General features: G+C 68.0%; 10 protein-coding genes. 4 read left to right on the top strand and 6 right to left on the bottom strand.

Annotated features, from left to right (window positions below):
- Nucleotides 1-200: 200 nt before the first annotated feature.
- Together FBQ73_RS12380 and rnd are read left to right on the top strand one after the other, a co-directional pair.
- Nucleotides 201-2,435: a putative bifunctional diguanylate cyclase/phosphodiesterase gene (locus FBQ73_RS12380; RefSeq protein WP_170218871.1), complete on the top strand. Its 2,235-nt coding sequence runs from the start codon at nucleotides 201-203 to the stop codon at nucleotides 2,433-2,435.
- Nucleotides 2,436-2,490: 55 nt separating this feature from the next.
- Nucleotides 2,491-3,639, top strand: a complete 1,149-nt coding sequence (rnd, locus tag FBQ73_RS12375; protein ID WP_138399809.1) for a ribonuclease D — start codon at nucleotides 2,491-2,493, stop codon at nucleotides 3,637-3,639.
- Between the two features lie 222 nt (nucleotides 3,640-3,861).
- On the opposite strand, the gene FBQ73_RS23195 is transcribed toward rnd, so the two are convergent.
- From FBQ73_RS23195 to FBQ73_RS12345, 6 genes are all read right to left on the bottom strand, one after another.
- The gene (locus tag FBQ73_RS23195; protein WP_246089680.1) at nucleotides 3,862-7,020 is read right to left on the bottom strand and encodes a DNA translocase FtsK; all 3,159 of its coding nucleotides are present in this window, start codon (nucleotides 7,018-7,020) and stop codon (nucleotides 3,862-3,864) included.
- Nucleotides 7,021-7,280: 260 nt separating this feature from the next.
- Nucleotides 7,281-7,973 carry a guanylate kinase gene (gene gmk, locus FBQ73_RS12365; RefSeq protein WP_392567233.1) on the bottom strand — a complete coding sequence of 231 codons (693 nt, stop codon included), beginning with the start codon at nucleotides 7,971-7,973 and terminating at the stop codon, nucleotides 7,281-7,283.
- An 11-nt stretch (nucleotides 7,974-7,984) separates the two neighbouring features.
- Complete coding sequence (locus FBQ73_RS12360; protein ID WP_138399808.1) at nucleotides 7,985-8,917, bottom strand: YicC/YloC family endoribonuclease; 933 nt, start codon at nucleotides 8,915-8,917, stop codon at nucleotides 7,985-7,987.
- A 184-nt stretch (nucleotides 8,918-9,101) separates the two neighbouring features.
- Nucleotides 9,102-10,187 carry an endolytic transglycosylase MltG gene (gene mltG / locus FBQ73_RS12355; RefSeq protein WP_246089679.1) on the bottom strand — a complete coding sequence of 362 codons (1,086 nt, stop codon included), beginning with the start codon at nucleotides 10,185-10,187 and terminating at the stop codon, nucleotides 9,102-9,104.
- Between the two features lie 447 nt (nucleotides 10,188-10,634).
- Nucleotides 10,635-11,897 (bottom strand): beta-ketoacyl-ACP synthase II, encoded by a 1,263-nt coding sequence (gene fabF / locus FBQ73_RS12350; protein ID WP_138399806.1) that lies wholly within the window; start codon nucleotides 11,895-11,897, stop codon nucleotides 10,635-10,637.
- Nucleotides 11,898-12,006: 109 nt separating this feature from the next.
- Nucleotides 12,007-12,243, bottom strand: coding sequence for an acyl carrier protein (locus FBQ73_RS12345; protein ID WP_012115109.1), 237 nt, complete (start codon nucleotides 12,241-12,243; stop codon nucleotides 12,007-12,009).
- 327 nt (nucleotides 12,244-12,570) lie between these two features.
- Between FBQ73_RS12345 and FBQ73_RS12340 the strand changes: the two genes are divergently transcribed.
- Both FBQ73_RS12340 and murA read left to right on the top strand, forming a co-directional pair.
- On the top strand, nucleotides 12,571-12,909 hold the full coding sequence (locus FBQ73_RS12340) for a hypothetical protein (protein ID WP_138399805.1): 339 nt from the start codon (nucleotides 12,571-12,573) through the stop codon (nucleotides 12,907-12,909).
- A 68-nt stretch (nucleotides 12,910-12,977) separates the two neighbouring features.
- Complete coding sequence (gene murA / locus FBQ73_RS12335; protein ID WP_138399804.1) at nucleotides 12,978-14,267, top strand: UDP-N-acetylglucosamine 1-carboxyvinyltransferase; 1,290 nt, start codon at nucleotides 12,978-12,980, stop codon at nucleotides 14,265-14,267.
- The last annotated feature ends 12 nt before the right edge of the window (nucleotides 14,268-14,279 follow it).

Genomic DNA, 14,279 nt, shown 5'->3' with positions numbered 1-14,279 from the left:
GGGCGAAGGTGCATGCGCCCCGCCCCTTGTCAAGCGTGCTGTCCGTTCGGGCAGGTTTCAGACCGTGTTGAAAAACGCTGGGATCGTGCGTTAATGCTGCGGTGCAGCGCATGGCGAGCGGGGGCGAAGCCGGCATGGACACGCCAGCAGGCGGTGAACAAGGACCAGACAAGGCGCGCCGACAGGACCGGAGAAGCTTGGTGCCGCTGGTGGTCTTTGCGGCACTGATGATCCTCTGCATCCTCGTCGCCACCGCCTGGTTCGTCCGGACCGCGCGGCGTGATGGCATCGACGACCGCCGCCGCGAGTTGGCCAATCTCGCCCTGACTCTGGCTGAACAGACCGCGCGGGTGTTCCAAGGCCTGGAGTTTGTCCAGGACGACCTGATCGGTCACATGCGCGAGCAGGAGGTGGAAAGCCGCAGCCAGCTCCACAAGATGATGGGCACCAAGGCCGTCCACATCCTGCTGCGGGCGCGGATATCCGCGTTGCCCCAGGTGGACTGGTTTTCGATCGTCGATGACACCGGGCAGCTCGTAAACGCCTCCCGCACCTGGCCGGTGCCGGACGTCAACATTTCAGAACGTGACGTCTTCCAGGTGCTCTCCGACCCGCAAGGGCCGCGCCTTTTCGTCGGGGAACCGGTCACCAGCCCCAGGACAAGACGCATCGTCATTCCCATCGCCACCCGCTTCACCACCCAGGCCGGCGGCTTTCTGGGCCTTGTGCAGGGCGCGCTGGAGCAGTCGTATCTGGAGCGCTTCTATGGCGCCATACAGCTCGGACCCGACGGCATGATCGCGCTCGTCCGGACCGACGGAGCGCTGCTCGCGCGGCACCCTGGCAGCGCCGGCCTCGCCGATCACAATCCGGCGCTGCGGGCCCGGACCATCGGCGCCGTCTACGCGGCCGTCGCGGACGGTCACCTGCCGGCCGGCGCCCTCGACAAAAAGGGACGCATTGCTGCCTTCCAACCCCTCGCCGGCCTTCCGCTGGCCGTCGTGGTGAGCGACAGCAGGTCGGCGGTAGACGGGGTGCTGTGGCAGCGCGCGCTACCACTCGTCCTCGCCTCGGGGCTCTTGTGCTGCGCCATTGCCCTCATCACCCATGGCGCGGCCCGCCTCATCAGGCGCGAGCGCGCCTTTGCCGCTGTCGAGCACGCCCTGGCGCGGATCGACCCGCTGACCGGCCTCGCCAACCGGCTCGCTTTCACCGAACGCCTTGAAGCGCTGCTTGCGGCCCCCGGGACCCCGGCTTTCTCGCTGCACTGCGTGGATCTCGACGACTTCAAGGCCGTGAACGACACCCTCGGCCATGAGGCCGGCGACCGTCTCCTCAGAGCATTCGCCGCGCGCATCGGCAGCCGGCTGGCTCCGGAAGACATGGCCGCCCGGCTCGGCGGCGACGAATTCGGCATCCTGCGCCTCGGCACCACCAGCGAGCAGGAGGCGATGGCGTTCGCCGATGCGCTCGTCGATGCCGTTGAGGAACCGTTCGTTATCGGCCACCACCGGGTCACCGGTGGATGCAGCGTCGGGCTCGCCCTGTGCCCGGTGAACGGGACCACGGCGGCTCAGCTGCTGCACAATGGCGACCTCGCGCTCTACCGCGCCAAGAGCGATGGGCGGGGAGTCGCGCGGGCCTTCGCCGAGGAGATGGAGACGAGCGCCAGCGTGCGCCGCACGCTGGAGGCGGACCTGCACGCCGCCTGGCGGGAACGCCGCTTCGTCCTTGCCTTTCAGCCCATCTTCGAGGCCCCGACCGGCCGGCTCGCCGGCTTCGAGGCTCTCGCGCGGTGGCCGCATCCCGAGCACGGCCTGGTGCCGCCGGAAGTCTTCATCGCCGTCGCGGAAGAGACCGGCCTCATCCGGCCACTCGGCGCATGGGTGCTGCGGGAGGCCTGTCACACCGCCACGACATGGCCGGCGCACCTGTTCGTGTCGGTGAACCTATCGCCCCACCAGTTCCGCGGCGCCCAGACCGATCAACTGGTGCGGACCGCGCTCGAGGGCTCCGGCCTGTCGCCGCGACGCCTCGAACTGGAAATAACCGAATCAACCCTGCTCAAGCAGGGCCCCATGGTGCGGACCATCCTAGAGCAGTTCGCCGCCGAGGGAATCACCGTCGCCCTCGACGATTTCGGCACCGGCTATTCCTCACTCGCCTATCTGCGCACCCTCAACATCGGCCGCATCAAGGTGGATCGTTCGTTTGTGGACGACGTGGAGCGCTCCCCCCAGAGCCTCGCCATCGTCCGCGCCATCGTCGGCCTCGCGCGCACCCTGTCCCTGCGCTGCACGGCGGAAGGCATTGAAACCGAAGCCCAGCGCCGCATCCTGGCGGAGGAGGGCTGCACCCATCTCCAGGGCTTCTTCCTGGGCCGCCCGGCGACAGCCGAGGACGCCCTCTCCCTGGCCCGCTCGGCAGCCGCCTGACAAAATCGCGCCACATTCCCTTTTCGGGACGGCCCGGCATGGGTATGGTCTGCGGATGGATCCGATCTCCTCGACCGAGGCGCTGGCAGCGGCCTGCGAACGCCTCGCCCGCCACCCTTTCGTCACCGTCGACACGGAATTCCTAAGGGAAACCACGTTCTGGCCGAAGCTCTGCGTGGTGCAGGTCGCCTCGCCGGAGGAGGCCGTTCTCATCGACGCGCTGGCGGACGGGCTCGATCTCGCCCCCTTCTACCGACTCATGGCCAATGAGCGGGTCATGAAGGTGTTCCACGCCGGCCGGCAGGACATCGAGATCATCTGGCACCAGGCCCGACTCATCCCGCACCCGGTGTTCGACACCCAGGTGGCGGCAATGGTGCTGGGATATGGTGACAGCATCTCCTATGACCAGTTGGTGCAGCGCGTCACGGGCCATGCCCTCGACAAGTCGTCGCGCTTCACCGACTGGTCGCGTCGGCCGCTGAGCCAGGCGCAGATCGTCTATGCCGTCGCCGACGTGACCCATCTGCGCGACATCTACATCAAGCTGACCACGGACCTGGAGGCGCGCGGCCGGGCGGAGTGGGTGGGCGAGGAGATGCACGTCCTCACCTCTCCCGCCACCTACGAGCAGCACCCGGACAGCGCCTGGGAACGACTGAAGTCCCGCGTGCGCAAGCCGCGCGAGTTGGCCGTGCTGGTGGAGGTGGCCGCCTGGCGTGAGCGCGAGGCCCAGACCCGCGACCTGCCCCGCGGCCGCGTCATCAAGGACGAGGTGATCGGCGAGATCGCTGTGCAGCAGCCGCAGACGCCGGAAAAGCTGTCCGAGCTGCGCTCCCTGCCCAAGGGCTTCGAGCGTTCGCGCTATGGCGAGGCGGTGCTGGAAGCGGTGCGGCGGGGTGTCGCCCGCGACCCCAAGACCCTGCCCCGCATCGAACGCGACAAGCCCTTGCCCAACGGCGCCAGCGCCACGGTGGAGCTGCTGAAGGTGCTGCTGCGCATGACGGCGGAGCAGAACGCGGTGGCCGCCAAGGTGATCGCCACCACGGAGGACCTGGAGCGCATCGCGGTCAGCGACGAAGCCGACGTGCAGGCGCTGAAGGGCTGGCGTCGCGAGTTGTTCGGCGAGCGCGCGCTGGCGCTGAAGGCTGGCCGACTGGCTCTGGCCGTGGACCACGGCCGGGTGATCGCGGTGGAGAAATAGCTCCTGCACCTCCCCTCACCCGGGACCAGGGTCGTCTGAGTTTAAAGAGTGAGCCGTCAGTCCCCTCGCCCGCTTGCGGGGGAGAGGTGGGGGCGAGGCCGCGTGTCCGTAACGACGGCTCGAAGGAAAAGGCACCGCAGCCCCCTCCCCGCCCTCCCCCGCACGGGGGAGAGGGTTCCCAGTGGGTCCCGCCGGAGCCGCCGACGTTCAACCGGCCTTGTGTCACCCCGGCCGGGAGAAGGTCAGGATCTCGCGCTTGCCGGCATGGTTGGCCGGGCCGACGATGCCTTCCGTCTCCATGCGCTCCATGAGGCTCGCGGCCTTGTTGTAGCCCACCTGAAGCCGCCGCTGGATGTAAGACGTGGACGCCTTGCGGTCGCGCATGACGATGGCAACGGCCTGATCGTAGAGATCGCCCCCCGCCTCGCCGAGGCTGGAGCGGTCGAACACCGCGTCATCCTCGTCGTCCACCTCGGCGTCCTCGTCCAGGATCACGGCATCCAGATAGTCCGGTCCGCCCTGGGCCTTGAGAAAGCCCACCACCTTCTCCACCTCGCCGTCGGACACGAACGGCCCGTGGACGCGGGTGATGCGCCCGCCGCCGGCCATGAACAGCATGTCGCCCTGCCCCAACAGCGTCTCCGCGCCCATCTCGCCGAGGATGGTGCGGCTGTCGATCTTGCTCGTGACCTGGAACGAGATGCGGGTGGGGAAATTGGCCTTGATGGTGCCGGTGATCACATCCACCGAGGGGCGCTGCGTCGCCATCACCAGATGGATGCCCGCCGCGCGGGCCATCTGGGCGAGGCGCTGGATGGCGCCCTCGATCTCCTTGCCCGCCACCATCATCAGGTCGGCCATCTCGTCCACGATGACGACGATGTAGGGCAAGGGGGTGAGGTCCATGTCCTGTTCCTCGAACAGGCTTTCCCCGGTCTCCTTGTCGAAGCCCACCTGCACGCTGCGGGTGATGACCTCGCCCTTCTCCGCCGCCTCCTTCACGCGGGCGTTGAAGCCGTCGATGTTGCGCACCGCGAGGCGGCTCATCTTCTTGTAGCGCTCCTCCATCTCCTTCACCGCCCATTTGAGGGCGATGATCGCCTTCTTGGGGTCGGTGACGACGGGGGTGAGCAGGTGCGGGATGCCCTCGTAGACGGAGAGTTCCAGCATCTTGGGGTCGATCATGATGAGCCGGCAGGCATCCGGCGTGTGCCGGTAGAGCAGGCTCAGGATCATGGTGTTGATGGCCACCGACTTGCCCGAGCCGGTGGTGCCGGCCACCAGCAGGTGGGGCATGCGGGCAAGGTCGGCGATCACCGGCACGCCGCCGATGGTCTTGCCGAGGCACAGGCCGAGCTTGGGATGGGTCTCCACGAATTCGTGGCTGGAGAGAAGCTCGCGCAGCCACACGGTATCACGCCGCCGGTTGGGCAGCTCGATGCCGATGACGTTGCGTCCCTCCACCACCGCCACGCGGGCCGACACGGCGCTCATGGAGCGGGCGATATCCGGCGACAGGCCGATGACGCGGGAGGACTTCACCCCCGGCGCCGGCTCGAACTCGTAGAGGGTGACCACGGGGCCGGGATTGGCGTCGATGACCTCGCCGCGCACACCAAAATCGCGCAGCACCTGCTGGAGCATGGTCGAGGACTGGTCGAGGAATTCCTCGGACATCTCATAGTCCGGCTCCACCACCGGCGGCTCGCGCAGCAGGTCGAGGGGCGGCAGGTCGTAGAAACCGGCGCGGTCGGGCACGTCCTCGTCCGGCGCGATGGCCGGGGCGGCGACAACGGGGGCCGGAAGGGTGGCGTGCGCTTCCGGCGCGGCGATTACAGGGGCCGAGGCTAACGGCGCGAAGCCGAGCGGCGTCACCGCGCCGAGGAAATGGGCGGTGATGCTCTGCTGGTAAGGCCGCCAGAGCGCGGGCCCCGGCTCCGTCAAGATCGGCAGGCCGGAGAGAGTTGAAGCCGCGGCGAGGGGTTCGCCGGCGTCGGCTTCATCAGCGACCTCTGCGTCGTCGGCGAGGAGCAGGTCCTCGTCCTCGTCTTCGTCCTCGTAAGCGTCCCCATCTTCATCGCTGTCGCAGGCGTCGGCCTCTTCGTCCTCGGCCTTGTCTTCAGCAGCGTCGGCGTCCGAGACGAGAAGGAGTTCGCCGACCTCGGCGTCGATGGCGACCTCTTCATCGGCCGCATCGTCTTCGGCCCCGAGGTCGGCGGCCCCGGCATCGTCCTCGACCTCTTCGCCATCAGCGGCGAGGTTCTCCTCGCCCTCCGCCTCCGCAATGAGGTCGGTCGCGTCGATCAACTCGTCGTCGGCGCACCCGTCCCCGGCGTCCGAATCGGCATCTGCCTCGCTCTCGACCAGCGTGTCGGTAAGGGCCACGTCCTCAACGACAGTCGCATCCAGTGCCTCCGCCCGAATCCCGCCTTCGGACGGTGCGAGATCCTGCTCGTCGGCAGGAGCGGGGGGCACGGCGGCGCGGCCGAGGACGAGAAGGCGTGCCAGAGCCTCGAAATGGGGCGGCAGATCAGCGTCGGGCTCCGCGATCCCGATCTCCGGCTCTTCGCCCGACAGGTCGGGCGACGCGTTCCGATCCTGGAACAGCGCCGCGATGGCCTCGTCACCAGCGAGCGTGCCTTGCTCGAACATGTCTTGGTCGGACCTGTTTTGGTCGGAGCTGTCTTGAACCTCGAGCGCATCCTGCATGGGGAAGCATGGCGGCTCTGGCTGAGACGCCTGTATCGCGCATTCCTCCATGGGCGCAGCCGGGGCGCCGTCCCAGGCCCAGCTCACAGCATCATCGGGGGCGATGGGCGTCCCCTCCTCCATAGGCTGCTCCGCCTCGAAGGCTTCGGGCGCAAAGCCAAAGGCTTCGTCCACAGGCTCATGCGGCAGTTCAGCCACGATGGCCGGCGGCGGAGCGCGCGACGGCGCGACCTCCGCAGCTACCGGTGCGGCCATCAAGTCATCGGCCGGGTCCAGCACGAAACGCCAGTTACGGCTCGAAATCTCCGGCGCGGGGGCGGTCTGCGACTCGCCCAGCAGCGAAACATGGTCCGCGACGCCGGCAATACCCGACGGCTCATGCAAGGCCTCCGCCTCGCGCGGACGCAGGAAATGGTCCGGCGTGCGGGTGAAGCGGGTGTTTGCATCGAGGGTGAAGGGCCGCAGCCAGCTCGGAATCAGCTCCAGGTCGATCCAGCTGTGCGTGAGCGAAGCGGCAGGCGTTTCGACCGGCGGATGATACTCCGGCGCGAAGGCACCGAGGGATGGCGTGACGTTGCGGCCGCCCGGGTAGGCGGACGGCGGAGCATCGTCCGCCTCCTCGTAATAGGAAGGAAACTCAAGGGGTCTGGGAGGACGGTTGAAAGAAGACATGCTGATCCGTAGCCCGCAGCACCGGCGCCGTTCCCAAGGCTTAGAGCCCCCGCGTTAAGGGGACGTTTGCACCCCCGCTAAGCGGTTTTATATTACCTTAGCCTGTGGATGGCCGGAATAGTCCTGCGCGAAGGGGAAAGCCCTCGGGACGGCATGCTCCGACGTGCCGGGCACGGCGCCATGACCCATCAGGATGGTGCGGGTTTCGCTCGGGTGCGGCTGCCTGTCGCGGATGACGACGGCGTCACACGATGCGCGCCTCACAGGGCGTCGCGCAGGCCCTTCACGAAGCTCGACAGGCCGGTCAGGCGCCGCCGCTTCAGCCGCTCCGCCTGCAGGATGGCGGTGAGCTTGACGAGGCTGTCGTCCACCTCGTGGTTGATGATGATGTAGTCGTATTCGGTGTAGTGGCTGATCTCGTCGGAGGCCTTGGCCATGCGCTGGTGCACCACCTCTTCCGAATCCTGCGCGCGGGAGCGCAGGCGCTGCTCCAGGTCGGCGGCGGTGGGCGGCAGCAGGAACACCTTCACCAGGTCCTGCTGGGCGGTCTCGCCCAGTTGCTGGGTACCCTGCCAGTCGATGTCGAACAGCACGTCCCGGCCGGCGGACAGAGCGAGTTCCACGGCCGGTCGCGGCGTCCCGTAGAGATTGTCGAACACCACGGCGTGTTCCAGCAGCTCGCCCTCATCCCGCATGCGGTGGAAGGTGGGCACGTCGACGAAATAATAGTCCTTGCCGTCCACCTCGCCCGGCCGGGGCGGGCGCGTGGTGACGGAGACGGACATGGTGATTCGATCGTCGCTCGCCAGCAGCTTGCGCGACAGGGTGGTCTTGCCCGCCCCCGAGGGCGAGGACAGCACCAGCATCAGCCCACGCCGCGCCAGTATGCCTGCGCCCGGTTTCCAGCCCGGCAGCGCGAAGTGCGACGACACGGAAGAGGCGGATTGCGGCATGGGTTGGGGCTTCACTCGAGGTTCTGGATCTGCTCGCGGAACTGGTCCACCAGCAGCTTGAGGTCAAGCCCGATCTGCGTCAGCGCCACGGAATTGGACTTGGAGCACAGGGTGTTTGCCTCGCGGTTGAACTCCTGGGCGAGGAAATCGAGCCGCCGGCCGGCCGGACCGCCGGTGTGCAGCAGATCGCGCGCAGCGGCGATATGGGCACCGAGCCGGTCCAGTTCCTCGCGCACGTCCGCCTTGGTGACGGCGAGCACCGCCTCCTGGTGCAGGCGGTCGGGATCGAGAGTAGCGGCCTCCATCAGCACCCGCACCTGCTCGGCGATGCGGGCCTTGATCGCCTCGACGCCACGCTCCGGCAGGCGCTCGGCACGCACCAGCAAGGCGGCGATGGCATCGAGCCGCTCGGACAGGATGGAGTTGAGCGCCTCGCCCTCGCGAGCACGCATGGTGCCCAGCTCGGCGAGCGCCCTGTCAAAGGCGGAGAGCACGGCGGACATGAGCGCGCGGCGTTCCTCTTCGCTTTCGTCGGCCTCGGCGATCTCCACCATGCCCTTCACTGCCACAAGGGCGTCGAGGGTCGGCGCTGGTGCGCCGAGGCGACGGGCGCTCTCGGACACCGTCCGATACAGCGCCTCCAGCGCCCCCTGGTTGACCCGGACCGTGCCGGTCTCCCCCTCGCGGCTGGCGGCGAGGCTGGCGGATACCGAGCCGCGGGTCAGCACCTGGCCGGTGCGGGTGCGTACGTCCGCCTCCAGCACTTCGAAGCCGGGCGGCAGACGCAGCCGAAGGTCGAGGCCCTTGCCGTTGACCGAGCGCACCTCCCAGCCGAACCGCCACGACCCGTGGGAGCCGGCGACGCGGGCAAAGCCTGTCATGCTGGCGAGGGGGGCCCGGGCCGAAGCCGGAACGCGGTTGGTGGTCACGGCGGCACGCTTCATGTTCGATCCTGCGGCGACGCCGCGCTCAAAGGGTTAAGGCCGTTTCGGCAGACGGGCCCACCGGTCCTGCGTCCCGAAACCGCTTAACACAATAACCTGAGGCCGGGGCAATGTGATCCGGCTTCAGGCCTGCCTTGAAGACATATCCGACCACGATCCCCATGCGATCGGATCAGAGCATGCCCTAGTTGCCCGTGTTCGGCGCCGCCACGGGGGCGGGTACACCCGCAGCCGGAGTGGCAGGCGCGCTGCCCTGCTCGATGGCGCGCCAACGGGCGACATTCTTGTTGTGGTCGGCCAACGTCTCGGCGAAGGCGTGGCCGCCTGTTCCGTCCGCGACGAAGAACAGGTCCTTCGTCCTGGGCGGATTGGCTACCGCCGCCAGCGCGTCGCGCCCCGGATTGCAGATGGGGCCGGGCGGCAGGCCATCGATGGCGTAGGTATTATATGCCGTCGCAGTGGCGATGTCGGTGCGGCTGATCGGCCGGCCCAGCGCGCCGCGCCCGCCGACGATCCCGTAGATGATGGTCGGATCCGACTGGAGCCGCATCTTCTTGTTGATCCGGTTGACGAACACGGCGGCCACCTTGGGCCGCTCGGCGGCAAGGCCGGTTTCCTTCTCCACGATGGAGGCAAGGGTGACCAGTTCCTGAGGGCTCTTGACCGGGATATCGGGCGCGCGCTTGGCCCAGAGGGTAGCCAAGAGCTTGCGTTGCTCGTCAGCCATCTTCTTCAGAACCTCCTCGCGGCTCTGGCCACGGGTGATCTGATAGGTCTCAGGCAGCAACGTCCCCTCGGCCGGCACCGCCGGGGTGCCGGTGAGCAGGTCATTGTCCATCAGGCGCTTGACCACCTGCTGGCTGGTGAGGCCTTCGGGAATGGTGATCTGGTGCACCACCATCTTGCCGGAGGCCAGCGTGTCGATGACGCTCGCCAGCGACTGCCCGGGCTTGAAGACGAATTCACCGGCCTTGAAGCTGGCATCTGGCCGGGCGATGCGCTGTCCGGCCAGGAACAGCAGCGCGTTGCTGATCACGCCCTCGCGCTCAAGGATCTCACCCATGTCACGCACGCCCGATCCGCGCGGGATGTTCACCACTTTCTCGGCGGCGAGCGGCCCGGGGGCATAGAACGCACGCTCGGCATACCAGGCTCCGATCCCGCCGCCCACGGCGAGGAAGAGGAGGAAGGTGAAGATGCCGCTGAGGATGGTCACCGCCGGATGGCGCGCGGCACGCGACGGCTTGCCCTGCCCCCCCTTGCTCTGCACCCCTTTGGCCGGATTGCCCCGGCGGGCGGATCGAGCGGATGCCTTAGGTGCGGGCGCGGCGATGGTGGGCGCGGCGGCATCTGAGGACGGGGCAGCGTTCGCGCCACGATTCCCGGCCGGGAGCAAGGGCGAGGCGGCGGGGTCCGGTACTCCGGCCTTTGCTGATCCGTCGTTGGATTCGGCCATCCAAGGGCTCCCCTGTCGTCGGCGAAGGCGCGCGGTCAAACGTTCGGGCCGGAACGCCGCCGCATGGGAGGCTTGCTAAAGGCACATTCGGGCGCAACGGCGGCATATTGCCGTGCATCTTCCGGTGCGTCGCCAGGGCTGCGCGCCACTGCCCACCGATTGGCCTGATCCATGCTGACCGAGTGTGGAATACGACTGGACGGGTCACAGACTCGGCGAACCAGGCGCCGGCCGGGGCGTAATGCTCCGGCCGGCGGGGCGTCAGGCGTCGAAGCGCTGGAAGATCAGGGAGGCGTTGGTCCCGCCGAACCCGAAGGAATTGGAGAGCACAGCGTCGATCTTGCGGTGCTTCGCCTTGAGCGGCACCAGATCGATGGGGGGCTCCACCGACGGATTGTCGAGATTGAGCGTCGCCGGGGCGATCTGATCACGGATGGCAAGGACCGAGAAGATCGCCTCCACCGCGCCAGCGGCCCCGAGCAGGTGGCCGATGGACGACTTGGTGGACGACATGGAGGTGGTCGCCGCGGCATTGCCGAGCAGCCGCTCCACCGCCTTCAGCTCGATCTCGTCGGCCATGGTGGAGGTGCCATGGGCGTTGATATAATCGATGTCGCCCGCCGTCAGGCCCGCCCGCTTCAGCGCCGCCTGCATGCAGCGGAAGGCGCCGTCGCCGTCCGGCGAGGGGGCGGTGATGTGGAAGGCGTCGCCGGACAGGCCGTAGCCCACCAGCTCGGCATAGATGTGCGCGCCGCGCGCCTTGGCGTGCTCAAGCTCCTCGAGCACCACCACGCCGGCGCCCTCGCCCATCACGAAGCCGTCGCGGTCCTTGTCATAGGGACGCGAAGCACGGGTGGGGTCGTCGTTGAAGGCGGTGCAGAGCGCCTTGCAGGCGGCAAAGCCGGCGAGCGCCAGGCGATTGACGGTTGATTCGGTGCCGCCGGCTACCATCACGTCAGCATCGCCGAGGGCGATGAGCCGCCCGGCATCGCCGATGGCATGGGCGCCGGTGGAGCAGGCCGTGACCACGGCATGGTTCGGCCCCTTCAGCCCGTGGGTGATGGAGACGTAGCCGCCGGCCAGATTGATGAGGCGACCCGGAATGAAGAAGGGCGAAATCCGTCGCGGCCCGCGCTCCTTAAGCAGCAGGGACGATTCGGCGATGCCCTCGATGCCGCCGATGCCCGAGCCGATGAGCACGCCGGTGTTGATCTGGTCCTCATAGGAGGAGGGATGCCATCCGGCGTCATCCAGCGCCTGGGTGGCGGCAGCCATGGCATAGACGATGAACTCGTCCACCTTGCGCTGCTCTTTCGGTTCCATCCACTGGTCGGGATTATAGGTTCCATCGGAACCATCGCCGCGCGGAACATTGGCGGCGATTTTGCAGGCGAGGTCGGCCACTTCGAAATGGCTGACCGCCTTCACGCCGCTCTCGCCGGCGATGAGCCGCCGCCAGGTCGGCTCGACGCCGCAGCCGAGCGGCGTCACCATGCCGAGGCCGGTGACGACAACACGTCTCATGGGAAAAACTCCGGCAGGCGGGCCGACAGCGCGGCTTGCGCGCGACCCGGTGCGACAACGGCCGCGGGCGCCCAGCGCCACGCGACCGTCGAATGAACAGGCGTGAGAATCAAGCCGCGTTCTTTTCCAGGAACTTGATCGCGTCACCCACGGTCAGGATGGTCTCGGCGGCATCGTCCGGGATCTCGCAGTTGAAAGCCTCCTCGAAGGCCATCACGAGTTCCACGGTGTCGAGGCTGTCGGCGCCGAGATCGTCGATGAAGGAGGCGCTCTCCGTGACCTTCTCGGGTTCCACCCCCAGATGCTCCGCGACAATCTTCTTCACCCGCTCGGCGATGTCACTCATAGATGCAACCCTCGTTGTTCGGATAATCCCGTTGCCGTTCGGCGGCTGGTGGAGGGCATAATGCCTTTTTTCCGCCGTGCCCAGCCCCCTCCGCCGCGAGGAACCTACCTCGCGGGCGGCACGTGGATTGCGCCGGACAGCCCCCACCGCCGCGCGCGGATGAGAAGAGCCTCTTGGAGGCGCCTTTTCCCGGCCCAGCAATGCGGCTCGTTAGCACACTCCCCGCAGCAAGGCCAGCCAAGCTCCGCAAAGGCTGGCATGTCGATGACGCGCGGGGCGCCATCGCACATTCTTGCGCCATCCGGGCGAGCCGGTTACTCACCATCCATGTCCGGGACCAACGACCGATCGGAACGCCTCGCCATCGCCCTGCGCGCGAACCTGTCGCGGCGCAAGGCCCAGGCCCGCGCACGCCGCGCGGGCGAAGCGGCACCCGAATCCACCGCGCGCCGTGCGGACAAATCCGAGAGTGCCTCCGCCGCAAGCCATTCGGGCAAGGTGGAGGATACGGGCGCCCTCGATCAGCCGACGGACGGCCAAGACCAAGGTCCGGCGGCCGAAACGCCCCAGAGCGACGCGAATAGCGGTGAAAACCCTGCGCGCGGCGGTAGCACGGCGCTGGCGGCGCGTGCCGCCAAGATTGTGCCGGACGGCGAGCCGGGCTAGAGCTTTTCACTTAAATTCCGCGGTCGGCCGGCTTGGGGGGGCCAGCCGGTAGGAGGCACAGGTAGCGCATGGACAAGATTCGCATCGTCGGCGGAAACGAGCTCAAGGGCACCATTCCTATTTCCGGTGCGAAAAACGCCGCCCTGCCGCTGATGATCGCCAGCCTCCTGACCGAGGAGAAACTGATTCTCGAGAACGTGCCGCGCCTCGCGGACGTGGCTCTGCTGCAGCGCATCCTCGGCAATCACGGCGTGGACATCACCACCAACGGCAAGCGCAACGGCGACGATCCCTATGCCGGCCAGACCCTGGAGATCGACGCCCGGGTGATCGTGGACACCACCGCGCCCTATGACCTGGTCTCGCGCATGCGCGCATCGTTCTGGGTGCTGGGGCCGCTGCTCGCCCGCATCGGCGTGGCCAAGGTGTCTCTGCCCGGCGGCTGCGCCATCGGCACCCGGCCGGTTGATTTCCACCTCGATGCCCTGCGCGCCCTCGGCGCCGAGATCGAGATCGACGCCGGCTATGTGGTGGCGAAGGCACCCCATGGGCTCAAGGGCGCCCGCATCGTGTTCCCCAAGGTGTCCGTGGGCGCGACCCACACCGCCTTGATGGCTGCCACCCTCGCCCGTGGCGACAGCATCATCGAGAATGCCGCCCGTGAGCCGGAGGTGGTGGATCTCGCCGACTGCCTCATCAAGATGGGCGCCCGCATCTCCGGCGCCGGCAGCTCCACCATCCATGTGGAGGGCGTGGCCCGCCTGAAGGCCGCCCGCCACGCTGTGCTGCCCGACCGCATCGAGACCGGCACCTACGCCATGGCCACCGCCATGACCGGCGGCGACGTGATGCTCGCCGGCGCCCGGCCGGACCTGCTGGAAAGCGCGCTGGACGCCCTGCGCCAGGCCGGCGCCGAGATCGACGCCACCAACGAGGGCATCCGGGTGCGTCGCAATGGCGCCGGCATCCTGCCGGTGGATGTGACCACCGCGCCCTATCCCGGCTTCCCGACCGACCTTCAGGCCCAGTTCATGGCGCTCATGACCAAGGCCAAGGGCAATTCCCGCATCACCGAGACCATTTTCGAGAACCGCTTCATGCACGTGCAGGAGCTGGCCCGGCTTGGCGCCCGCATCCACCTCGAAGGCGACAGCGCCGTGGTGGAGGGGGTGGAGCGCCTGACCGGCGCGCCGGTGATGGCCACCGACCTTCGCGCCTCGGTCTCCCTGGTCATCGCCGGCCTGGCGGCTGAGGGCGAAACCATGGTCCAGCGCGTCTACCACCTCGACCGCGGCTTCGAGAAGCTGGAAGAGAAGCTGTCGCGGTGCGGCGCGCAGATCGAGCGCATCAGCGGCTGATCCCCGGCGTGA

This window comes from Xanthobacter autotrophicus, from assembly GCF_005871085.1.
GTDB lineage: Bacteria > Pseudomonadota > Alphaproteobacteria > Rhizobiales > Xanthobacteraceae > Xanthobacter > Xanthobacter autotrophicus.
The sequence above is the reverse complement of the archived record's forward strand: the minus strand, read 5'-3'. Positions and strand labels throughout refer to the sequence as shown.